This is a genomic window from Schaedlerella arabinosiphila (genome assembly GCF_003885045.1).
Lineage (GTDB): Bacteria > Bacillota > Clostridia > Lachnospirales > Lachnospiraceae > Schaedlerella > Schaedlerella arabinosiphila.
The window spans coordinates 432,982-455,041 of record NZ_RHJS01000002.1 but is presented as its reverse complement, the minus strand read 5'-3'; the positions used below and the strand labels follow the sequence as shown (position 1 = coordinate 455,041).

The 22,060-nt window shown below is 49.1% G+C and carries 19 protein-coding genes; 8 read left to right on the top strand and 11 right to left on the bottom strand.

Going from position 1 to position 22,060, the window contains the following annotated elements:
- Positions 1-58: 58 nt before the first annotated feature.
- Positions 59-826 carry a MurR/RpiR family transcriptional regulator gene (locus tag EBB54_RS02685; protein WP_125126244.1) on the bottom strand — a complete coding sequence of 256 codons (768 nt, stop codon included), beginning with the start codon at positions 824-826 and terminating at the stop codon, positions 59-61.
- A gap of 307 nt (positions 827-1,133) precedes the next feature.
- On the opposite strand from EBB54_RS02685, the gene EBB54_RS02680 reads away from it, so the two are divergent.
- Positions 1,134-2,483 (top strand): ISAs1 family transposase, encoded by a 1,350-nt coding sequence (locus EBB54_RS02680; RefSeq protein WP_125126243.1) that lies wholly within the window; start codon positions 1,134-1,136, stop codon positions 2,481-2,483.
- A gap of 488 nt (positions 2,484-2,971) precedes the next feature.
- Here EBB54_RS02680 and EBB54_RS02675 read toward each other — a convergent pair whose 3' ends face one another.
- From EBB54_RS02675 to EBB54_RS02660, 4 genes are all read right to left on the bottom strand, one after another.
- Positions 2,972-4,090 carry a Gfo/Idh/MocA family protein gene (locus tag EBB54_RS02675; protein WP_279229986.1) on the bottom strand — a complete coding sequence of 373 codons (1,119 nt, stop codon included), beginning with the start codon at positions 4,088-4,090 and terminating at the stop codon, positions 2,972-2,974.
- A gap of 331 nt (positions 4,091-4,421) precedes the next feature.
- The gene (locus EBB54_RS02670; protein WP_125126241.1) at positions 4,422-5,534 is read right to left on the bottom strand and encodes a Gfo/Idh/MocA family protein; all 1,113 of its coding nucleotides are present in this window, start codon (positions 5,532-5,534) and stop codon (positions 4,422-4,424) included.
- A 209-nt stretch (positions 5,535-5,743) separates the two neighbouring features.
- Positions 5,744-6,664, bottom strand: a complete 921-nt coding sequence (locus EBB54_RS02665; protein WP_004082652.1) for a sugar phosphate isomerase/epimerase family protein — start codon at positions 6,662-6,664, stop codon at positions 5,744-5,746.
- Between the two features lie 170 nt (positions 6,665-6,834).
- Positions 6,835-8,436, bottom strand: coding sequence for an AAA-like domain-containing protein (locus EBB54_RS02660; RefSeq protein WP_125126240.1), 1,602 nt, complete (start codon positions 8,434-8,436; stop codon positions 6,835-6,837).
- A 450-nt stretch (positions 8,437-8,886) separates the two neighbouring features.
- Here EBB54_RS02660 and EBB54_RS02655 point away from each other — a divergent pair, with 450 nt between their 5' ends.
- The 6 genes from EBB54_RS02655 to EBB54_RS02630 all read left to right on the top strand — a co-directional run bounded on the left by EBB54_RS02655 (position 8,887) and on the right by EBB54_RS02630 (position 14,905).
- On the top strand, positions 8,887-9,576 hold the full coding sequence (locus tag EBB54_RS02655) for an N-acetylmannosamine-6-phosphate 2-epimerase (RefSeq protein WP_016295229.1): 690 nt from the start codon (positions 8,887-8,889) through the stop codon (positions 9,574-9,576).
- 237 nt (positions 9,577-9,813) lie between these two features.
- Positions 9,814-10,734, top strand: coding sequence for a dihydrodipicolinate synthase family protein (locus EBB54_RS02650; RefSeq protein WP_125126239.1), 921 nt, complete (start codon positions 9,814-9,816; stop codon positions 10,732-10,734).
- Between the two features lie 126 nt (positions 10,735-10,860).
- Complete coding sequence (locus EBB54_RS02645; RefSeq protein ID WP_004082661.1) at positions 10,861-12,363, top strand: sodium:solute symporter; 1,503 nt, start codon at positions 10,861-10,863, stop codon at positions 12,361-12,363.
- Between the two features lie 109 nt (positions 12,364-12,472).
- Positions 12,473-12,922 carry a YhcH/YjgK/YiaL family protein gene (locus tag EBB54_RS02640; protein WP_125126238.1) on the top strand — a complete coding sequence of 150 codons (450 nt, stop codon included), beginning with the start codon at positions 12,473-12,475 and terminating at the stop codon, positions 12,920-12,922.
- A 133-nt stretch (positions 12,923-13,055) separates the two neighbouring features.
- Positions 13,056-13,943, top strand: coding sequence for an ROK family protein (locus EBB54_RS02635; protein WP_125126237.1), 888 nt, complete (start codon positions 13,056-13,058; stop codon positions 13,941-13,943).
- A gap of 119 nt (positions 13,944-14,062) precedes the next feature.
- A complete protein-coding gene (locus EBB54_RS02630; RefSeq protein WP_125126236.1) occupies positions 14,063-14,905 on the top strand; it encodes a MurR/RpiR family transcriptional regulator in 843 nt (280 codons plus the stop codon).
- Positions 14,906-14,936: 31 nt separating this feature from the next.
- On the opposite strand, the gene EBB54_RS02625 is transcribed toward EBB54_RS02630, so the two are convergent.
- The 4 genes from EBB54_RS02625 to EBB54_RS02610 form a co-directional block, all read right to left on the bottom strand.
- Positions 14,937-15,302, bottom strand: a complete 366-nt coding sequence (locus EBB54_RS02625; RefSeq protein ID WP_125130564.1) for an MGMT family protein — start codon at positions 15,300-15,302, stop codon at positions 14,937-14,939.
- Positions 15,289-16,143 (bottom strand): Fic family protein, encoded by an 855-nt coding sequence (locus EBB54_RS02620; RefSeq protein WP_125126235.1) that lies wholly within the window; start codon positions 16,141-16,143, stop codon positions 15,289-15,291. The genes EBB54_RS02625 and EBB54_RS02620 overlap by 14 nt, the downstream gene beginning before the upstream one ends.
- 140 nt (positions 16,144-16,283) lie before the next feature.
- A complete protein-coding gene (locus EBB54_RS02615) occupies positions 16,284-17,159 on the bottom strand; it encodes a DMT family transporter (protein WP_125126234.1) in 876 nt (291 codons plus the stop codon).
- Positions 17,160-17,356: 197 nt separating this feature from the next.
- Positions 17,357-18,187, bottom strand: coding sequence for an AraC family transcriptional regulator (locus EBB54_RS02610; protein ID WP_125126233.1), 831 nt, complete (start codon positions 18,185-18,187; stop codon positions 17,357-17,359).
- Positions 18,188-18,627: 440 nt separating this feature from the next.
- Between EBB54_RS02610 and EBB54_RS02605 the strand changes: the two genes are divergently transcribed.
- Positions 18,628-20,046 carry an alanine/glycine:cation symporter family protein gene (locus tag EBB54_RS02605; protein ID WP_125126232.1) on the top strand — a complete coding sequence of 473 codons (1,419 nt, stop codon included), beginning with the start codon at positions 18,628-18,630 and terminating at the stop codon, positions 20,044-20,046.
- A gap of 31 nt (positions 20,047-20,077) precedes the next feature.
- Here the strand turns inward: EBB54_RS02605 and EBB54_RS02600 are convergent, their stop codons facing one another.
- Positions 20,078-21,187 (bottom strand): slipin family protein, encoded by a 1,110-nt coding sequence (locus EBB54_RS02600; protein ID WP_125126231.1) that lies wholly within the window; start codon positions 21,185-21,187, stop codon positions 20,078-20,080.
- Positions 21,188-21,282: 95 nt separating this feature from the next.
- A complete protein-coding gene (locus EBB54_RS02595) occupies positions 21,283-21,723 on the bottom strand; it encodes a hypothetical protein (RefSeq protein WP_125126230.1) in 441 nt (146 codons plus the stop codon).
- Between the last annotated feature and the right edge of the window lie 337 nt (positions 21,724-22,060).

Here is a 22,060-nt window from a genome sequence, read left to right as displayed (position 1 = left end):
ACCAAAAAAGAATCTGGTTTCAAATTTGAAACCAGATTCTTTTACCCTTTTTTCACACTTACCGAATATATTTCATCCGGTATATCTCACTCAGCATCAGAAAATACAGGTCAAACAAAAGGACCCCTGTTACCACCTTTTCCCTACTGCCCCGGAACAATTCCCTGTCCAGATACTTTTTATACCGCTTCGACACGCCATATACCTTCGCCCCTTTTGCCTTGATATTGGCAAACACCGGCTCCATGTCCATAGTTTCCACATGTTCGATCATATTGACAATGACAATACTCTGCTCCGTCAATGTACTGCTGTCCTCCATCATATCCGGAAGCAGGCAGTAATATCCCGTCTCCTTCCCGTCCATGGCAAGATTCTGCTGCAGCGAGAGTATGGCGCTGTTTTTATAAGGTGTATAGAAGACCACCTTATCCGCGTCGCTCAGTTCCTCGGCAATCCGTTCCGCCTCATCTGCATCAATCTGATCCCGCACGGTCTCACAGGTTTCTATGGCCTGTGCCAGCATGGCATCCTTCACACTTACGGCATCCTGGCTCTGTTCCGGCGGCAGGAGCCGATTGTAGTAGGTATACTGCTTCACCGCCCGTTTCAATTCATGATGAAAATCCGTAAAATTCTGATACCCCAGCTTCTGCACCATCCGCCACACTGTCGTCCGGGATGAGTTCGTCAGCTCCGCAATATCATAAATACTGCCGTCCGCCGCTTCCTCCAGATTCTCGAGGATCCCTCTGCAGACATTCCGGTATGTACTGTCAAAAGAAAGGTGATTGTATAATTCTGTCAAACCCTGAAGAACATTCATATCCATTTCCCCTTTGCAGGCAATTTACAAATCAGATTTTCATGTGTACAGATTCCGTATCATTTTTTACGCTTACACTGTCCCGATTCACCCAATCTGTATCTATCATGGTATCACAAAGAAGGGCAGGTTTCAATTCCCTACCCTTCCAGAATAAACGCATGAATGAACATGTGGGTATATTTCAGTTAAAATTGTGCGTATTCACGAGGGAATATTCTTCCAACACTCTTTATCTGACATCGAAAATCGTGTATACTATGCCTGAAATAAACCAGATTATAGTTTAGAAAGGCAAATAAAAGAGATGTCAAAGAAAGATACCAGGCTTCAGAGTTTATCAGAAACCATCCATATCCGAGTAGAAGAATTGAGGGGACTGGGGATAAAAGATTTAGACAAGATATTTATGGAAGAGTATTCCATACAGGCAGACCAACTTACGGACAGCCGACAGCAGGCGAAGGTGTGGCATTCCATGAAAGATATTGTCGGGATTGCTTTCTTTGGCGTCCTTGCAGGAAATGATGAATGGACAGATATCGCCGATTTTGCGGTAGACGAAAGGGAGACTTTGAAACAATATCTGAAACTGCCTCACGGGATTCCTTCCCATGATACGATCCAAAGAGTCTTTTCTCTCCTGCATTCGGACGAACTGCAGGGCATGCTGGTAAATATCCTGATACGGATTGTCACTGTGGCCGGGGGAAAGCTGGATGAATATCTTTATAAAAATGATGAGCTGGACTGTTATATCAGAGATGTGATTGCGGCGGATGGAAAAGAAACCCACAATACCGGAAAAAAGAACAGCAAAGATCCCACACAAAGGCGGAACCTCAATGAATTTAATGTGATGTCAACAGAATGGGGGATCAGCCTTTCTTCCACGCGGATTGACGAAAAGAGCAATGAGATTCCGGAAATGCAGAAAGTCATGAAACAAATAGACTGCAGAGGCTGTGTGGTGACTGCGGATGCCATGAATACGCAGAAAGCAACCGCAAAAGCAATTATCAAAGAGGCACACGGGGATTACTGCCTTGCCTTGAAGGAAAACCAGAGAACCGTATATCTTGAGGTCAAGGAATACTTTGCCTATGAAGAACTCCTCAAAGAGATCCTGGCAAAGGAAGGGCAGTATTTCAAGGAAATCGAAGAAACAACCTACAATACCATCACAAGAGAATACTTTATCACAGACGATTTAAACTGGTTTGAAGACAGGAAAGACTGGGAAAAGCTGACATCCATAGGGTATGAAAGGAAGACAATTATCCAAAAAGAAACCGGCAAAGTATCAATAGAAGAACGGTATTATCTATGCAGCATCAAGCCAATCGCAAAACTGTTCGCAATTGTTGCGCGTCGGCATTGGAATATCGAAAATGGCCTGCATTGGGTGCTTGATATCGTATTCAAAGAAGATCAACTGCGTTCAAAAGAGAAAAACGGGATACACAATCTTGGTCTGGTCAGAAGGTTTGTCATGTTCATTATAAAGTTGTTGAAAGTTTACTATCATAGGAGCATGAAGCGGATCCGTAACAAAATAGGCAGGAACCTGGAAACGGAGATTCCTGTAATCCTTGCTGTCCTGAAAGTATTATACGATAATGATATGCTGGATGCAATTGACGAACTGGCCAAATAAATGGGGAAATAAGTCCTCTTTACTGTTCGTGCGTTTATTCTGCCTACCCTTCAAAAATGTATTGACATGATCTGCTTTACAAAATATAATAATTAGTGAGTAGTAATACTCAAAAAAGCGGTGTACCCTACCATTAAGTGGGAGCTAAAAAAGCGGTGTACCCTACCACCAAGTGGGAACCAAAAAAGGATGGGGCTGGACTGAAAAAGTCCAGTCCTTCTATTAAAAGCTTGGGAAAGCCTTGCCAACCGCTGCTGTAATTTTGCTCTTGATGAAAAACAATGCAGCAGTTATTCCGCTTGAGTTTTCCTCATTTCAGACAAGACAGCAGTCGCTGAATATGATAAAGAAGGGCAGGTTTACGTTACCTGCCCTTCTTTATTTAACTGTTATTATACCGGCCGGATGCCCTGCAGCAAGGTGCAGGGCATCCGAAATCATAACCGCTGCATATCACGCCTGCGTGAAATCTAACTCCAACTCGCCAATTATTCCTCAAATGCGATTGATTTTCCGGTCTTTGCGGATTCTCTCACCGCATCCATCAGACGAAGCACCCGTCTTACCTGTTCCGGTTTTACAATGATCTCTTCTTCTCCATTGAATGCTTTCAGGAAATGCTCAAAATAATTCCTGTGCGCCACGTTTACTTCCGGCAGCGGTTCTTCGGAAAGAAGTCCCGGCTCCGGCGGGCCGAAGCTTCTTGTGGGGCCTGCAGCAGTCATCGTGATCTTGCCGGGTACGTTCTCCAGCAGATGCGCGGTGCGGACAATCTTGCCTTCTCCGCCGAATCCGTCGATGATTGCAGAGCCTTTCTTTCCGCCGATGAACCATGCGCGCTTCGGTGTCAGGTAATAGGTTCCCAGCTCGATCTCTGCGGTCACGCCGTTTTTGAATTTCAGGATGATCTTGAAATAGTCGTCTACGTTTTCATTGATGACATTCTGTACATCCGCATAGAGGGATACTACCTCGGACTTCACCATATCCAGCATCTGGTCGATCAGGTGTACGCCCCAGTCATAGAGCATTCCTCCGCCCATCTCCGGATAAATGTGCCAGTCATGCATGTTGCCGTTTACACCGTAGAGCTGGGATTTGATAATGTACATATCCCCAACCAGGTTCTTGTCATAGACTTCTTTCATGATCCGGTAGTCTTTATCCCATCTTCTCTGCTGATGCACGGTAAAGAGCACGCCGTTCTCTTTACATGCCGCAACCATCTCGTCATATTCCGCAATGCTCATGGCTGCCGGTTTCTCACAGATGACATGCTTTTTCGCTGCCGCCGCCTTCTTCACCATCTCCGGATGGCTGGGGTTCGGTGTGGATACCATCACGACATTGATATCCGCGTTGGCAAGCATCTCGTCAATATTTGCATATGTCTCCACGCCCTCCGGCGCGTCTTTGAGCTGGTCCGGATTCGTATCCGCAACCGCTACCAGGTCGATCTCGTCAAATGTATTCATCATGTCCGCATCGCAGTGGCCCATAAAGCCAAAGCCGACGATACCCAATTTTATTTTTTCCATTATTTTCTTCCTTTCCGATTTACGAAGTTTCTGTTTTAAAGCTTGCTGCTGTTCTTCCCATCCGTCCAGAACTGCAGGTCTCAGACTCGTCTGCTTTGCAGACTATCCGCTGCTTTCGCAGCTCCTGTCTGAGACTGATTGGGCGTCCCGCCCAATACCACTCTGTGAAAACAGCTCTTTGCAAGCTTGCTTGCACGATCTGCTTTCACAGAGTGCTGCTGTTCTTCTCATCCGTCTGGAACTGCAGGTCTCAGACTCGTCTGCTTCGCAGACTATCCGCTGCTTTCGCAGCTCCTGTCTGAGACTGATTGGGCGTCCCGCCCAATACCACTCTGTAAAAACAGCTCTTTGCAAGCTTGCTTGCACGATCTGCTTTCACAGAGTGCTGCTGTTCCTTACTTTAGTCAAAGTATACCTCTTTCCCAGTCTCCGCGGATTTGTAGATTGCCTCCAGGATCTGAGTCACTACAAATGCCTGCTCTGGTTTTACAAGAGGCTCGCTGTCGTTAATGATCGCGTTCAGCCACTGCTCCTGCTCCCTCACTGCCTCTGCTGCCGCGCCGCCTTCGAAGAAGTCTACCACGCCTGCCGGGGAGATGGTCTTTTCCATCAACTGGTTGTGCTCTACCGTGTTGTAGATCAGCTCGTCCTGGGGATAGCTTCCGCCGTGATGGATCTCAGCTCCGCCCTTGGTTCCGCACAGTGTGGTGGATGCTTCCATGGACTTCAGCACGTTCAGCGCCCAGGATGCTTCCAGATAAATGGTCGCTCCGTTTTTCATCTTTACAAGACCAAATGCGGAATCCTCTACCTCAAATGTCTCCGGATCCCATGGGCCGAATACATTTCCTTCCGGGCCGTCCGCCTGGCGTCCCAGCTTGTAGAATACCTGTCCGGATACAGAAGCCGGCTCGTAGTTGTTCATCATCCACAGTGTAATGTCCAGCGCATGGGTTCCGATGTCGATCAGCGGACCGCCGCCCTGCAGCGCCTTGTTCGGGAATACGCCCCAGGTAGGAACCGCTCTTCTTCTCAGCGCATGTGCCTTTGCAAAGTAGATATCCCCAAGCTCCCCTGCTTCACAGGAAGCATGCAGCGTCTGGGTATCGTCACGGAGACGGTTCTGGTAACCGATGGTAAATTTCTTGCCGGATTTCTTCCATGCGTCCAGCATCTTCTGGGCGTCCTCGGTATTGTGCGCCATAGGCTTTTCGCACATCACATGCTTGCCTGCCTCAAAGGAAGCAACCGTGATCGGGCAGTGCGCCACGTTGGGGGTACATACGTGAACCACATCGATCTCGATGCTCGTATCCGCCAGCATCTCCTTGTAATCTGTGTAAACCTTTGCGCCCTCTGCACCATATTCTTTACATGCCTTCTCCGCCCGCTCCGGAATGATGTCACAGAACGCTACCATAACAGCCTTGTCCTCATTCGCCTTGATCGAAGGCATATGCTTCTGATTTGCGATACCGCCGCATCCAACGATTGCTACTCTCAATTTGCTCATTGTTTTGTTCTCCTTTTGTTTTTACTGTTCCGCTTTCGCTGATTCTATTATAAGTTGTTTCCGCAAAGGAAACATTCCTTCAATTGTCCTGTTTTTATATGATATTTTAGCTATGTCCTGCCCTCATACGAAGGCAGGATAAAAAAGAAAGGATTATTTTTGATACGACTGTAAATCGTAGTTACTATTCACAGTAACAAATCGTAACATCAGATGACAAAATTCCGCAGATATCTCTGGCTCAGTACAAGGGAATCTTCCACCTTCTCCTTGGTTCCCTCGAATGCCTTGTCCTCGACTTCGATACAGGTGCATCCGTCATAGCCGATGTCCGTCAGCGCAGAAACATATTTGCCCCAGTCCACATCTCCCAGTCCCGGAAGCTTCGGTGACATGAAGTCAAGCGGATATGCCATGATGCCGCAGTCGTTCAGGCGGTCCGGATAAACCTTGATGTCCTTGTAGTGTACGTGGAAAATCTTGTCCTTAAATTCATAGATCGGCTTGATATAGTCGATCATCTGCCATACAAAGTGGGACGGGTCATAGTTGATTCCCAGGTTGTCGCTGTTCAGAATCTCAAATACCTGTCTCCAGATCTTCGGAGTGGTCATCAGGTTCTGTCCGCCCGGCCACTGATCCGGTCCGAAGAGCATGGGGCAGTTCTCGATGGCAATCTTCACATCATTCTCTTCCGCTGTTTTGATGATGGACGGCCAAACCTCTTTCACCAGTTCCAGGTTTTCCTCGATATTCTTTGTCTGATCCCTTCCGATAAATGTGGTCACCATGCCGATTCCGAGCTTATGGCTCGCCTTGATCAGGTTTTTCAGATGAGACACAGCCGCCTCACGTTTCTCCAGATTTCCGTCCATGGTATTGGGATAATATGCAAGAGAAGAAATCTGCACGCCCTTTTCTTTGCTGTAGTCCGTGATATGCGCAGCATATGTATCATCCTCCAGTACACGCTCCGCGTCAATGTGGCTTACGCCCGCATATCTTCTCTCCGCCTTCCCCTGCGGCCAGCATGCCACTTCCACACATTCGAATCCATGGTCAGATGCAAAATCCATCATTTCCTCATACGTCCATGTGTCCAGAATCGCACTTACAAATCCTAATTTCATAGCTTTTTGTTCTCCTTTTCTTTTTCTCTTGATCTTGAGTACATTATAATAGAAAGAACGAGGAAAAACTTTCGTTTAATTATCCAGATTTATTCTCATATTTAGACTTTTTTGTACCCTCCAAAAAAGGCAGGACAAAAAAAGATATACTTTTTTTGTCCTGCCTTTCTTCAGACAACCGCCTCTATCAATACTTTATCGCCGCATACAATCTTGTTGACGCCGATCTGCTTTTTTTTATTAAAGTTGAAGCTGACCATATAGCCCCGTTTCAGATGATATTCTTCCAGATATTCCGAAAGCTGTGCCTCTCCCCGCCGGTTGTACTCTTCCCCATGCCAGATCTTCAGTTCCACGATCTTTTGCTCTCCGCAAAAGTCAATAATCAAATCTGTGCGCCTGTTCGACCTTGTCTTTGACTCGATGTAGTAATTTCCCGTTCCATTGATAATTGGTTTCATATAAAGCAGGAAGATACAGCGCCCATTGTCTTCCAGAAAATGTTCATGACACGCCCCGAACAGCTCCGAATAGTGACTGACAAACCTTTGAAGAACCCGTTCCATATCCAGTTGTCCACTGACAATAAATTGGTTCTTCTCATTCGCGGCAATCTGTGAAATCTCTATTTGCCTGGCCTTTTCCGCAAGAAATCCATTATAAAGCCGTGTTTCAAATATCCGGTTTGAAACGACGGCAATCCCGTTATTCAATGTAACGAATCCGAACATGACAGCCATCCGTATCCCCGTATCTCCGGGCACATATTCGACCATCCTGCCTTTCAGCAACAAATCCTGCAGCATCTGCTTCAGCTCCGGAAAATCAATCAGCTTATTGTCGAGAGACTCGAACAACGTATTTTCCTCCTGAAGAAGCATCCGAATTGCCGCCAAAAATCCTTCCCTGGTCCATGCCGAATTTTTATCCGGAAATTCCCGGCTGCCTGCTGTTTTTTCATCGATCAGCTTACAGATTTTGGATACGAGAAACGGATACCCGGATGAATATTCGTATATCAAAGCCGCCAATTCCCGAACATTCATCCCTGTCCGGTTATCCTGCTCATAATCTTCCAGCATTCCCGCAATCCCATTTTCAGGCAGGCTCATGTCGATATCAAAATCTGCCGCAATATTCCACGGACTATTTGTCTGATGTTCTGTTTCTATGCGTATTTTTAACTTCAGACTCTTTATATCATATACTCCAGCCAGAATCACAGACTGGAAAATCGGCATTTCATCCCGGTCTATATAATATCCTCTCAACTGTGCCAGAAAGTCTAAAAACACCTGATTATTTGCAGCACTGTCCACTTCATCAATCAACATGACGATCGGCTGCTCTGCCGCCCCGCAGATCTGGCTTAGATATCCAAACAAATCAAACAAAGTAAATGTCCTGTGGCTTTTGCATACTATTTCCCACAGTTCGTTCAATTGTTCCTCCATTTCATCTGTTCTGTCTGCACATTCTCTCCTCAGCAAACGAATAAAGTAAGACGCAAATGCCAGCGAAAACATATTTCCATTCTCGAATTTTGCCGCATCCAGTTTTTGAAAATCCAGGCTGAGTACAATATACTCTTCCTGCAGATATCTCTTTAATGCCCGCAAGGTTGTGGTCTTCCCATATTGCCGTGCACGGTGAATCGAAAAATATTCTCCTCTGTCTACAAGCTCTTTTATCTTTCGAAGGCGCTCACTGATATCTACCATATAGTGCAGATTCGGTTTGCAGTCCCCACTCACATTAAATATTTTTCCCATTGCCGCTTCCTCCTCTCCGCCGCAGCCCTGCTCTGGACAGTTATAATTATACTCTATCGCAGCAGGAAAAGACAGCTTCAATTTTCCTTTTACTGCAATAAAATATCGAACCCTTTCCCTCGATCTATTTTCGCACACGAATAAATCCTCTCCAAATCCATATACTTTTCAGGTATGCATAAACTGAACCGAAGCGGCAAACCCCCGTTTTGAACTTACAGGTATTTTCAAAGTCAGAAAGAAGTAACCTGGGATTGTGCAATCTGCCCAAAAACACATCTGAATTTTCTATCAAATTGCGTCCTTTTTTGAAAAGAACGAAAGAACTTTCAGAACCATGTGTATCTATTGAAAATATTTTCTTCAATGCTATACTGAATATCAGAAGCGATAAACAAAGCCCGAAAGGGCGGATTCATCAACATTCTATGAGATGAAAGGAGTAAGTCTATGAGGGAATGTGTGGAACAACTAAAAGGGAAGCTGGTCGTCTCGTGCCAGGCTCTTCCCCACGAGCCGCTGCATTCTTCCTTTATTATGGGAAGGATGGCGCTGGCCGCAAAAGAAGGGGGCGCAATGGGGATCCGCGCCAACACCCGGGAGGACATCCGTGAGATCCAGTCGCAGGTAGACCTTCCGGTCATCGGAATCGTAAAAAGAGACTATGAGGACAGCAGCATTTACATCACTCCGACCATGAAAGAGGTGGAGGAGCTGATGGAGGTCAAACCGGAGATCATCGCCCTGGACGCGACCGGCGGCCTGCGTCCCGGCAATCTGACGCTGGATGATTTCTTTCACCAGGTAAAGGAACGCTACCCGGATCAGCTCTGGATGGCGGACTGCTCGACCATTGAGGAAGCTCTCCATGCGGACGAGCTGGGATTCGACTTTATCGGAACCACCATGGTAGGCTACACCCCCCAGAGCAAGGGAGACCAGATCGAGGCAGACGATTTCCGGATCATCCGGGAGATCCTCGCCAACGTGAAGCACCGGGTCATTGCGGAGGGCAACATCAACACACCGGAAAAGGCGCGCCGGGTCATCGATCTTGGAGCCTTCTGCGTTGTCGTAGGCTCATGCATCACAAGGCCCCAGCTCATTACGAAATCATTTGCTGAAGGGTTGGAAGTCTGAGGCAGTGCTGATCCGTCAACAACATTTACCAGGCAAAAAATGTGACGGAACCATGCCAGGCTGAATGACAGATTCAATCCGGCAAAATACTGTACCAGATAATTTTTTTATATATCGCAATGCAAAACAGCAGAAAAACGTAAACAGAGTTCCAACCCATTGATCAGTTCGCAAAATTCGTGCAGCCGCACAGTTGGAAAACGTTTTCTGCATCCACATTAAAAAAGGAGAAAAATCATGAGAGATCTTAACAAATACAAAGGAGTCATCCCCGCATTTTACGCTTGCTACGACGAGAACGGAAATATCAGCCCCGAGGGCGTACAGTCACTGACCAGATATTTTGTAGAAAAAGGCGTGAAGGGCGTCTATGTCAATGGTTCGTCCGGAGAATGCATTTACCAGAGTGTAGAAGACCGGAAGATCGTCCTGGAAAATGTCATGAAAGCCGCTGACGGCAAACTCACCGTGATCAACCATGTGGCATGCAACAACACCAAGGACAGTATGGAACTGGCGAAGCATGCGGAGAGCCTGGGCGTAGACGCCATCGCTGCCATCCCCCCGATCTATTTCCGTCTGCCAGAGCATGCCATTGCAAAATACTGGAATGATATCAGCTCCGCCGCACCGAATACAGACTTTGTGATCTACAACATCCCCCAGCTCGCAGGCGTAGCCCTGACGATGGGACTGTTTGCCGAAATGCGCAGAAACCCGAACGTCATCGGCGTGAAAAATTCATCCATGCCGGTACAGGATATCCAGATGTTCAAGCAGGCCGCGGGTGAGGATTACATCATTTTCAACGGTCCCGACGAGCAGTTTATCAGCGGCCTTGCCATCGGTGCGGAAGGCGGCATCGGCGGAACCTACGGCGCAATGCCGGAGCTGTTCCTAAAGCTGGAAGCCCTGGTGAAGGCAAATGAGATGGAACAGGCACGGAAGCTCCAGTATACAGTCAATGAGATCATCTATAAGCTGTGCTCCGGACACGGAAATATGTACGGCATCATCAAAGCGGTCTTAAAGCAGAACGAAGGTCTGGAACTGGGCAGCGTAAGGGCGCCTCTGGCTTCCCTGATCGAGAGCGACGCGGAAGTAGTCAAAGAAGCAGCACAGATGATCCAGAATGCGAAGGCGGAATATGGCTGTTAAGCCGGCACTACAGAGAAAATGCAGGAAGCCTGCTCCGGCAGACTTTCTGCAGAGGATAATATCTATAGCCGGCACGGTAATGCATATCCTTGTGCCGGCAGCGAATGAGAAAAAGGAGGAGAATCTATGCAAGGTTTTACAATGATAGATCTGGTTATTTTAGTTGTGTATCTGGCTGCAGTCCTGTTCGCAGGCCTTCACTTCGCAAAGAGAGAAATGAAGGGAAAAGAATATTTCAAGGGTGACGGCACCGTGCCCTGGTGGGTGACTTCCGTATCCATCTTCGCAACCCTGTTAAGCCCCATATCTTTCCTGTCGCTTGCAGGAAATTCCTATGCGGGAACCTGGATCATGTGGTTCGCACAGCTCGGTATGCTGCTTGCCATCCCGCTGACCATCAAGTTTTTCCTGCCGATCTACAGCAAGCTGGATATTGATACGGCCTATCATTATCTGGAGCTGCGGTTCGAAAGCAAGGGGCTCCGCGTATTGGGCGCGGTTATGTTTATCATTTACCAGGTAGGGCGTATGTCCATCATCATGTACCTGCCCTGTATGGTACTGGGAAGCCTGACCGGAATCAGCGTCAACCTGCTGATCATCATCATGGGTGTGATCGCGATCATCTATTCCTACACCGGCGGCTTGAAATCCGTACTCTGGACCGACTTTATCCAGGGCTCCGTACTGCTCATCGGCGTCACCTTTGCTCTGGTATTCCTTCTGGCACACATTGACGGAGGAATCGGAGCGATCTTCGGTGCATTTGCCGCAGACCACAAATTCCTGGCAGTAGACCAGCCCATATTTGACATCAATATCTTAAAAGACAGCGTATTCATCATGATCGTAGGCGCGGGCTTCAACACCATGGGCTCCTATGTATCCAGCCAGGATATCGTACAGCGTTTCACGACCACGACAGATACGAAGAAGTTAAACAAAATGATGCTGACCAACGGAGCTCTTTCCATCTTTATCGCCACCGTATTCTACCTGATCGGAACCGGACTCTATGTGTTCTATCAGCAGAATACCCTTCCACCGGCAGCGGCGCAGGATCAGATTTTCGCGTCCTACATCGCGTTTGAGCTTCCGGTCGGAATCACCGGCCTGCTCCTTGCAGCGATCTACGCGGCATCCCAGTCCACCCTGTCAACCGGGCTGAACTCTGTAGCCGCAAGCTGGACCCTGGACATCCAGGCAAGGCTTACCAAGAAAGAATTAAGCTTTGAGACACAGACCAAGATCGGCCAGTACGTATCCCTGATCGTAGGTATTTTCTCCATCATCGTATCCATGGTACTGGCAAACGGCGGCGTGAAGTCCGCATACGAATGGTTCAACGGATTCATGGGACTGGTACTCGGAATCCTCATCGGAACCTTCATCCTGGGCGCATTTACCAAGGTGGCAAATACCTTCGGCGCAACACTGGCATTTATCGCGGCATCCGCTGTGATGGTAGGGATCAAGTATTTTGCTCCGGCAGGCTCGGTATCCATCTGGTCCTACTCCCTGATATCCATCGCGGTATCTCTGGCAGTGGGGATCCCGGCAAGTATCATTTCCCGGAAGATGACAGGCGATACCTCCGTACCGGCGCCCAACACAACGGTCTTCAAATAGAAAACCGAACCCATCTTTACAAAATACCCGGGCATGAGTCCATCGTTGCAGGACGTACCTGATCAGGGTGCGGCCTGCAGCGGTCTGCCCGAAGAACAGGAGAACAGATATGATATTCGGAAATATACAGAATTTAAAAGAATACGCATTCCTGGAAGACGCAGTTAAGGAATGCTTCGATTACGCAGGCTCGCACGACCTGAAAGCCTATGAAAAAGGAAGCCATGAGATTGACGGAAAACGTCTCTTTGTCAACATCGTTGAGTATCAGACCGTAGAGGCAGAAAAACGTTTCTGGGAGGCCCATCGGGAATACCTGGACATCCACCTGATGCTGGACGGCACCGAACAGATCGACCTGAATTTTATCCAGGATATGGATGTGAAGGACTACGTGCCGGCGGATGATTTTCTTCCCATGGATGGCCCTAAGAACAGCTCCGTTGTACTCAAAAGCGGGGATTTCCTGATCTGCTTTCCAAGCGACGCCCACCGCACGGCCGTTGCCGCCGAAAAATCAGAAACCATAAAAAAGGCAATCTTCAAGGTACACATCTGATGTTGCTGTGACCGTGCAACGTAGTGCACGGTCCAGGAGTGAACGATAACCATCTATTTCATGTTCCATAAGCATTCCTATGAAATCAGATTGCCGAAGCAGCAGTAATATATTATAATAGAGGGGAGCAGATATGAATAAATATGTAACCATAGATATCGGCGGCACTGCCATCAAATACGGCATCTTAAGCGAAGGCGGCGAATTTCTCTGCCGCAGCCAGATGCGCACCGAAGCCTACAAAGGCGGCCCGTCCATTCTGGAAAAGGCGGTCGGCATCGCGGACAAATACATCGGCGCAAATCGGATCAGCGGCATCTGCATCTCTACCGCAGGCATGGTGGACACCGAAAAAGGTGAGATCTTTCACGCAGCTCCGCTGATTCCCCATTATACGGGCACACGGTTTAAAGAAGTGATGGAGCGGCGGTTTAAAATTCCCTGTGAAGTGGAAAATGACGTGAACTGCGCCGGCCTTGCGGAGTCCGTGTCCGGCGCGGCCAAAGGCTGCTCCCCCGCCCTCATGCTGACCATCGGAACCGGCATCGGGGGCTGTATCATTGCGGACGGCAAAGTATTCCACGGCTTTAGCAACAGCGCCTGTGAGGTGGGGTACATGCACATGGCCGGAAGTGATTTTCAGACACTGGGGGCAGCAAGCATTCTCACCAGAAAAGTTGCCGAATGGAAAAATGAACCGGCAGAGGTCTGGAACGGTTACCGCATCTTTGAAGAGGCCAAAAAGGGCGACGGGCTCTGTGTCCGTGCAATCGAGGAAATGACCGATGTCCTCGGACAGGGAATCGCGAACATCTGCTATGTGATCAACCCGGAGGCAGTGGTCCTGGGCGGAGGAATCATGGCCCAGGAAGAATATCTGAGGCCCCTGATGGAACGCACCTTGGAAAAGTACCTGATCCCGAGCATTTGTTCCCGCACAAGGATCGCATTCGCGAAGCACAGAAATGATGCCGGAATGCTGGGGGCGTTCTATCACTTTATGCAGCGCCGCTCTGTATAAAAGAAAATAAGCCGCTTTGCGGTCGATACGATACTCACAGCAAATGCATTTTGCTGTGAGTATCTGTACAAACGTGTTTCAGAAAATACATCCGTCTCAAAACAACAGGTAAGGAACCAATGGAATATTATGTAAAATCCGTAGTCCCCATGATCGAATCGAATTATGATAACTTTACAATGGTCGAAAAAACGATCGCAGATTTTTTCATACAGAACCGTAAGAAAATGGATTTTTCCGCAAAATCCATTTCCGAAAAGCTGTATGTATCTGAAGCCTCGCTGTCCCGCTTTGCCAAAAAATGCGGTTACCGGGGGTATCGTGAGTTCGTATACCAGTACGAAGAGACTTTCGTAGAAAAACAGGAATCCATGACCGGCAATACAAGGATGATCCTCAACGCCTACCAGGAGCTTTTGAATAAGACCTACAGCCTGGTAGACGAGGCCCAGATTGCCCGGATCGGCCGGTATCTCAACCAGTCTGGCCGGGTCTTTGTGTGCGGCCGGGGGAGCTCCGGCCTGACAGCCGAAGAAATGGAATTACGTTTTATGCGGATCGGGGTAGACATTGATTCCATCAAGGACACCGACCTGATGCGCATGCAGGCCGTGTTCCAGGACTCAAACAGCCTGGTATTCGGAATCAGTATCAGCGGGGAAAAGGAGGATGTGCTCTACCTGCTCAGGGAGGCCCACCGCAGAGGCGCCAAGACGGTCATCCTGACCGCCAAGAACCGGGGCATCTTCGAAGAGTTCTGCGACGAGATCGTACTTTTGCCGTCCCTCCGGCATCTGAACCACGGCAATGTGATCTCCCCCCAGTTTCCCATTCTGGTCATGCTGGATATCATGTATTCCTATTACGTGGGACAGGACAAATTTGCCAAAGAGCTTCTCCATGACAATACGCTGCGGGCGCTGGAGGAAGGTGAACGCAAACGACGGGAAGTAATCGAATGAGCCGGTGATGTATCATCACCGGCCCTCTCTTTTATATTCCCCTTTCCTGAAAAATCCGGTAAAGCTCCTCCGCCTCTTCGATCGAGTTGACCCATCCGTATTCTCTCAGATCCACCCGCCAGCCCGCATCCGTCTTCTGCACCCGGACGCCCTCCCCCTCCAGAAGCCGCTTCTGGGTCTCCGGAGTATCAAAAGCCTCCGCGCCGCTTAAGATCCCCTTTGCATTCACAATCCGATGGGCGGGTACGCTCTCCCCTGCCCGTCCCCGCCGCAGGGCATAACCAACCTGCCGGGCATTGCCCGGCTTTCCGCAGAGCAGGGCGATCTGTCCGTAGGACGCTGCCCGTCCTGCCGGAATCCGCTCACATACCAGTTCCATCCGTTTATAAAAATCCATCATCAATCACCAGATTTCGATTCTTTAACTCATAATCCGTACCTAACAGCAGATTTCCAAAAAAATGCTCCAGATATTCCGTAGTTGCATGGATACCCCGCGTCAGATCGTTGTAATTCGCACGCACAAGGGCATTTCGAAAATACCAGGAATGCTCTGCAAACGCATCATTGTTGATATGGAATCCAAATGTTTTCAGATATTTCACAATAAATACGGCCGTAGTCCTTGTATTCCCCTCGCAAAACGGATGAATCTGCCAGATATCAGAAGTAAATTTTGCCAGATGCCTTACGGATTCCTGCAATGACAGCCCTTTATAAGAGAATTGCTTTTCCTGTCCAAAATCGTATTCTAACGTCGCATTGATGCTGTCTGCCGACGCATAAAATACACTTTTTCCATGAAGCACCCATTCTTTTTTCGTAATGTTATAGGTGCGGGTCATTCCTGCGTGATCGTAGATACCAAAGAAAAGACGCTTATGGATCATCCTGTATTCCGCCGGTGAAAACTGGAATGTCTTTTCGCTGAGAATCTGGGTGATCCGTGCAGCAACCCTGTCTGCCTCCTCCGTACCCTTTTCCTCTTCCCTGCGCTCCGTCCGGGTCTCGTAATAGCTGTCGATCCGTTTCCGCGCAGTATCAATATCAATATATCCCTCAATATGCTCCTTCGCTGTCTCCAGCAGATATGCCGATGTCTCCAGTCCGTCCACATCCTGCAGGCCGATTGCCGTTTTCCACGCGCAGCTCTTTTCCGCTTTCCCGGCTTCTCCCTGCCGGATATACTCTTCCAGGTCGAATTGCCATGGCTTTGGGGCGTTCTGTTTTTGATTCATAATCCACCATCCTGAATTTTCCTTGACGTTCCTCGTAAAAGTAAAATTATTATATCATACGGATCTTCAGGGTTCAATTCCTTGTTTCTGACTCCAAAAAACAGTTAGCCCAGCCGTTTCACAAGGTATACCTACTTGGCTCATTGCTTCGCGGAAATAAAAAGCCCTGCGACTGCCAGCAACGTCCCTCCGGCCGACATCCAGGTGACCGGCTCTTTCAGAACCAGCGCGGAAGTCACAACCGTGATCACCGGAACCATATAAATATAGACGCTTGCCCTCACCGCCCCCAGTACATGCACCGCAAAATTCCACGTAACAAAGCAAAGGGCAGACGCCCCCAGCCCCAGATAGAGGAGATTGAACATAACCGTTCCATCCGCAAACCTCTCCGCCCCGATCTTACAGTCAAACACAAACAACGCCGGAACCATAAACAGTATCCCATAAAAAAATGTCCTGCGGGTGGCAAGGATCACCGGATACCCGAAGTCTCCGATCTTTCTCATCAAAATAGAATAGCAGGCCCACACAAAAGCCGCAAGAAGCGCCAGTATATCCCCGGCCGGATTCAGCTCCGGCCCGGAACCGTTCAAGCTGATCATCAGGATGCCGGTCATCGCCACCCCGAATCCAACGAAAAAAGCAGGCCCCAGCTTCCCCTCCGACTTCATGAACAGCCTTGACAATATTGCCGTAAAAAACGGAGCCGCCGAGATGATGACCCCCACATTGGATGCAAGCGTACAGGTAAGCGCGATATTTTCCAGAAGATAGTACAGGCAGATCCCGCACAGCCCGGCCAGCGCAAAAACCTTCTCCTGCCTGCGGCCCACGTCTTTCATCCTGCGCGGACAGGCCAGGATCAAAGCCCCGAATCCTATGACAAAGCGGAAAAACAAAATCTCCACAGGCTGAAAATCTACCAGAAGGATTTTCGTCGATATAAATGTCGTTCCCCAGATGATAATCGTAAACAGCGCTGCCAGATGCCCGGCTGATTTTCTACTCCCCATATGCGCAGCCCTCCTTTTCACAAAAGATTTCCACCTGTACGGTTGCAATCCGAAGTCACATTTTTATGCAATTTATTGTGATGAAAATGCGACTTCGGATTAGCAACCTACCTCATTAATGAGTAAAATGTGACTGCGTTAGCAGGCACAAAAGTGCGAAGCACGGATTTTACGAATGAATGAGGTGGGTTGGATGCTCAAAGAGCATCCAACCGTACAGGTGGAAAGATTTCACGGTAGATTCCCGGCGTAAGCCCGATAAACTGGTTGAAATAATTCGAAAAATGGCTCTGATCCGAAAAGCCCGTCTCTATGGCCGCTTCCAAAGGCGTCATCCCCTCCGCAAGCAGTTTTTTTGCTTCGTTGATGCGGATTGTCTCCAGATAGCGGTAGGGCGTGACTCCCTTCGACTTTGTAAAAGCACGGAGCAGCGTGGATTTGCTCAGCCCTGCACAGCGGCAGATCTGATCCAGATAAATCCGTTCCTTAAAATGCATCTCCATATATCCGCAGGCTTTCTCAATCTCCGTCCGGCACTCCGGGCTGCACCTGTCAAAAGGCTGACCGCAGTTTTGGAGCAGGAGCGAAATCAGAAACAGCAGTGCTTCCTCTTTTCCCAAATCACCGGTTCCCGTCATGACCATCTCATGCAGCAGACACAGACAGCCTCCTGCTTCCTCATCATAGATGACATTCTTTGAAAAGCCCGGAAGCTCCCGCCTTCCGGTCACCTCCTCCGCCAGGTCAAGCATAACCTCCCTGGAAATATTGAGTCCCCGGTAATCAAATGTCTCCCCGCCGCTCTGCAGGCACGCATGGCTGTCGCCCGGGTTGAAAAGCAGGATGCTGCCCTTTTCCAGCGCATATTCTCTGTCCCTGCAGAAAAGAACGCGCTGCCCCGCCTCCACAAGCCCGATGACATAATGTCCATGGAAATGGTTCGGAAACGGCTGCACGATCCCTTCAAAACGGTAGGCTTCTATCCTTAGTTCCTCGTCGTATACTGCGGTCCGTGTCTCCTTTTTCATAGCGGATCTCCTCCATAACAAATCTGTACGGCAGCTCTCTTTCCTGAACATTCCGCCGTCTTCCGGCAGTTTTTGGATGCAGGCTGCTTTTTCACCGCATCTTTTCACAGAATCTTTTACATTGCCGTCACAGTCATTGTACCCCTTATTCCAGGCTCTGTCTTGTAAAATATCTTCATGTTTCCGGTGAATCACTTTTCCTTTCGCAGTCAAATATCCATTCGTGCAGGAATCCAAAGCTGCTTGGCATATGGAACAGACGGTCACTTAATGTAATACTTTTTTAGGTGAAATCACACGATATAGAATCTTAACAGGTAGATGTGAATTTTCATTCTGTCGATATTTTCTGAAAATATTTGCTTTCCCGCAGCACTTTCTGTATAATAAACATAGTTTTTGTCATTCGGCAATCGTACTCAAAAGACAGGAGGAAGATTATGATCTCAAATATTGTTTCATGGATCAGTGATTTTATGTACGGCTATCTGCTGATCATCTTATTGCTGGCAGGAGGTATTTACTTCACGGTTCGGACGCGCTTTGTTCAGTTCCGCATGATCGGGCAGGCTTTCCGGGCCATCATGGAAAAGCCGGCCGGCGGGGACGACAAGGTTTCCAGCTTCCAGGCGCTCATGGTTTCTACGGCATCCCGTGTAGGCACCGGTAATATCATCGGCGTGTCAACGGCCATCTGCCTGGGCGGCTTCGGATCTGTTTTCTGGATGTGGATCATTGCCGTCATCGGCGCTGCCTCCGCTTTTATCGAAAGCACCCTGGCCCAGATCTACAAAAAACGCGGTCCACACGGAAGCTACGGCGGGCCTGCCTATTATATTGAAGCAGCTCTCCACAGCCGTCCGCTGGCGCTCGTATTTTCCGTATGCCTGGTTCTGACCTATGGATTCGGATTCAACATGCTGGCCTCTTACAACCTGCAGTCCACCTTCGCATCCTACAGCTTTTATGATCCGAATCTGACTCCCTGGATCATCGGGCTGGTGCTTGCGGTCATTGTGGGATACTGCCTGCTGGGCGGCGGACAGCGTATTGTCCGGGTCACCAGTGTGATGGTTCCCATGATGGGACTTGCCTATGTGCTGGTCTCCCTGGTGGTGATCGTTATGAACATTACCTATCTGCCCGCCGTGATCTCCCGCATCTTCAGCGAAGCCTTTGACTTCCGGTCCATTATGGGCGGCTTCAGCGGTTCCTGCGTCATGTACGGGATCAAGCGGGGACTCTACAGCAATGAAGCCGGCGTCGGCTCCGCGCCCAACGCGTCGGCTTCCGCAGATGTGAACCATCCGGCTGCCCAGGGCCTGGTGCAGGTTTTGTCTGTGTTCATCGATACGCTGCTTTTGTGCTCTGCAACCGCATTTATGTGTATGTGTTCTGGGATTGAGCCCACAGAAGCGCTCTCAGGCGCGCCGTATGTACAGGAAGCGCTGCAGAGTACGCTGGGGATGTTCGGGCCTCTCTTTATCACCGTATCCATGGTCCTGTTCGCGTTTACCACCCTGTTGGGAAATCTCTTTTATGTGGACCATGTTTTCAATTATATGTTCGGACATACGCCCGGCAAATGCTTTATGATCGTCTATCGGATCATCGCCTCGCTGGTGATCTTCGCGGGCGCCGGATTGAGCGCCGACCTTTTGTGGGATATCGCCGATGTGACTATGGGCTTCATGACCATCATCAATATGCCGGTAATCCTCCTTCTCGGCAAATACGCTCTGAAAGCCTTACAGGACTATGAGGAGCAGCTTCGCAGGAAAGACACTCCTTTCTTCTGTGCAAAAGAGATCGGGCTTCCCCACGATGTTGATTATTGGACATCAAAACCCTTGCGGTAATCAAGACATGGGGACATGGATCGGGGCGGTATCACACCGCCCGCTCCGCCCCCATCAGACGGCCTAACTGCTCCACGATTCCCGCGTTTCCATTGACGGAGATCTCGCCTACCTTCCCGCAGATCCGCTCCAGATACTCCAGCTCCTTCAGCTTATAGAGTGTCTGATTTTCCTCCATCAGCTTGGCCGTGTTGAGCAGCGACCTGGTGGATGCCACCTCTTCCCGCCTGGAGATCACATTTGCCTGGGCGGCCTTTTCCGCCACCAGCACGGAGTTCATGATCGCCCGGATCTCGCCTGGCAGGATGATGTCCTTGATCCCGGCTGTCAGGAAATGCACACAGAACATCCCCTCTCTGTCCTTTAACGCCTCATAGATCTCTGCGGAGATCCGCTCCTTAGCCTCCAGAATCTCATCCAGCTTATAATTCCCCACGATCTCCCGGATCGCCAGCTGCACCGCGGAGTGCAGCTGGCCCTTCAGATCCGAGATGGCTGCGGCAAATTCTACGGCGTCCCGGATCTTATAGATACAGGAAACGTTCATCCTGATCCCGATCTTATCCTTCGTGAGGATCTCCTGCCCGACAATATCCAGTTCCCTCTGCTTCATGTCCAGCACCTTATAGGAAATGCTGTGCTTGCAATTCCAGAAACGGTAGATCCCCCTGGAAAGCGGCTTCTGCAAAACGTTGTCATAATACACCAGCCCGGTCTCCCCTTCCCCGACCTTTACCTCCGTATAGAGCTTTCCGGGAACAAGAGAAAGCATCTGCCTGGACACCTCCGGCCCCGTCATCGTTTCCGTCATCGGCACGATCCGGATCTCATGCTTGTCAAATACATTCCAGAAGGTATACTCCTTCCGGTTTGCATAGGAGGAGAGTTTTCCGTTTATGTAGAGAAATCCAATGGAGCCGTCCGGAATCTCCATGTGTACGGTGGCCTCCAGAAATGCAGGATCTCTCGAAAGAACCGGATAGGGAACGTCCATATAATCCACTTCCCCTGTCATCTCCTCAATCTCCACCCTGTAACCTGCTATTTTAGAAAAATGGTACGTCCCGGCGGTGATCATTTTCTGAAAGATCCCGTTCTTTAATACAAATCCTGCCTGGTTATCCTGAATCATATACTTCATTGCTGTTTCCCTCCGATCTATTTTCATTCATTTCCATTTTATCAATACTTTTCTCGCAGCAGTTCACGGCCTGGCCGGCCGCAAATGGTAACCTTTTATCCCTCATCCTTCAGCCTGATGCGGAGGCATGGCTGCTGGTGCAGCGCCCCTTCCGCCCGGTCAGACATCTGCATGGCCGGACAGAATGCGGGCTGCAGCGCAGCACGGTTTGGCAGCAGTCCGGGAGGAAGGGCAGGCCCGCGCCCCGATATCCCCGCTGTGATCCTGTGATCCGCTGTCAGATCCTGCGGACCCGGAAGAACCGGTGAAATATCTTCTGCGGGCTGCTGTTCCCCCTTTCTTCTCAGGAACTGCCTCAAAATAATTCCAGCTGTGCGGTTGGAATTATTTTGCGGCAATTCCTTACTGCGGTATCCCCGTCCTGCTGGCAGCAGGCCAAACTGCATGGCAGCGGTTCGCACTGCCGTGCCGGATTTCGGGATAAAAGCATTTTCCTGAGCGGATTCGAACCGCAGGCTTGATTGCCTTACCATCATGTTGTGTACTCTACCCACTGAGCTACCGTTTGCACGGAAGGGAGTCGAACCCTCGACACCACAAATCCTTCTTAACCTCCAGGTTAAGAATCTGCAGGAGCAATCCCTATTGCAAAAAAGCAATTTCCATGGGACTGCAGTCGTATCTGAGGCATTGCCGAACAGATACGGATTATTTATGATATACCTGACAGCACGCTGCAGGCACCGCCGGGCAGGGAGTGTCTCCCAATACCCGTGCGCTATAATTATATGAAATATATTCCAAAAGATCATTTCAAAAAAGTTGCGAACTTTCTGTGACCTGCTTGATTTTTCTGCCGTCTATAAAGTATAC

Excerpts from the sequence above, each read along its gene's own strand:
- EBB54_RS02685 (WP_125126244.1), bottom strand. The coding sequence starts at position 826 with ATGAATGTTCTTCAGGGTTTGACAGAATTATACAATCACCTTTCTTTT.
- EBB54_RS02645 (WP_004082661.1), top strand. The coding sequence starts at position 10,861 with ATGCAAGGTTTTACAATGATAGATCTGGTTATTTTAGTTGTGTATCTG.
- EBB54_RS02620 (WP_125126235.1), bottom strand. The coding sequence starts at position 16,143 with ATGAATCAAAAACAGAACGCCCCAAAGCCATGGCAATTCGACCTGGAA.
- EBB54_RS02650 (WP_125126239.1), top strand. The coding sequence starts at position 9,814 with ATGAGAGATCTTAACAAATACAAAGGAGTCATCCCCGCATTTTACGCT.
- EBB54_RS02660 (WP_125126240.1), bottom strand. The coding sequence starts at position 8,436 with ATGGGAAAAATATTTAATGTGAGTGGGGACTGCAAACCGAATCTGCAC.
- EBB54_RS02640 (WP_125126238.1), top strand. The coding sequence starts at position 12,473 with ATGATATTCGGAAATATACAGAATTTAAAAGAATACGCATTCCTGGAA.
- EBB54_RS02615 (WP_125126234.1), bottom strand. The coding sequence starts at position 17,159 with ATGGGGAGTAGAAAATCAGCCGGGCATCTGGCAGCGCTGTTTACGATT.
- EBB54_RS02595 (WP_125126230.1), bottom strand. The coding sequence starts at position 21,723 with ATGATGGTAAGGCAATCAAGCCTGCGGTTCGAATCCGCTCAGGAAAAT.
- EBB54_RS02600 (WP_125126231.1), bottom strand. The coding sequence starts at position 21,187 with ATGAAGTATATGATTCAGGATAACCAGGCAGGATTTGTATTAAAGAAC.
- EBB54_RS02680 (WP_125126243.1), top strand. The coding sequence starts at position 1,134 with ATGTCAAAGAAAGATACCAGGCTTCAGAGTTTATCAGAAACCATCCAT.
- EBB54_RS02625 (WP_125130564.1), bottom strand. The coding sequence starts at position 15,302 with ATGGATTTTTATAAACGGATGGAACTGGTATGTGAGCGGATTCCGGCA.
- EBB54_RS02635 (WP_125126237.1), top strand. The coding sequence starts at position 13,056 with ATGAATAAATATGTAACCATAGATATCGGCGGCACTGCCATCAAATAC.
- EBB54_RS02610 (WP_125126233.1), bottom strand. The coding sequence starts at position 18,187 with ATGAAAAAGGAGACACGGACCGCAGTATACGACGAGGAACTAAGGATA.
- EBB54_RS02670 (WP_125126241.1), bottom strand. The coding sequence starts at position 5,534 with ATGAGCAAATTGAGAGTAGCAATCGTTGGATGCGGCGGTATCGCAAAT.
- EBB54_RS02605 (WP_125126232.1), top strand. The coding sequence starts at position 18,628 with ATGATCTCAAATATTGTTTCATGGATCAGTGATTTTATGTACGGCTAT.
- EBB54_RS02655 (WP_016295229.1), top strand. The coding sequence starts at position 8,887 with ATGAGGGAATGTGTGGAACAACTAAAAGGGAAGCTGGTCGTCTCGTGC.
- EBB54_RS02665 (WP_004082652.1), bottom strand. The coding sequence starts at position 6,664 with ATGAAATTAGGATTTGTAAGTGCGATTCTGGACACATGGACGTATGAG.
- EBB54_RS02630 (WP_125126236.1), top strand. The coding sequence starts at position 14,063 with ATGGAATATTATGTAAAATCCGTAGTCCCCATGATCGAATCGAATTAT.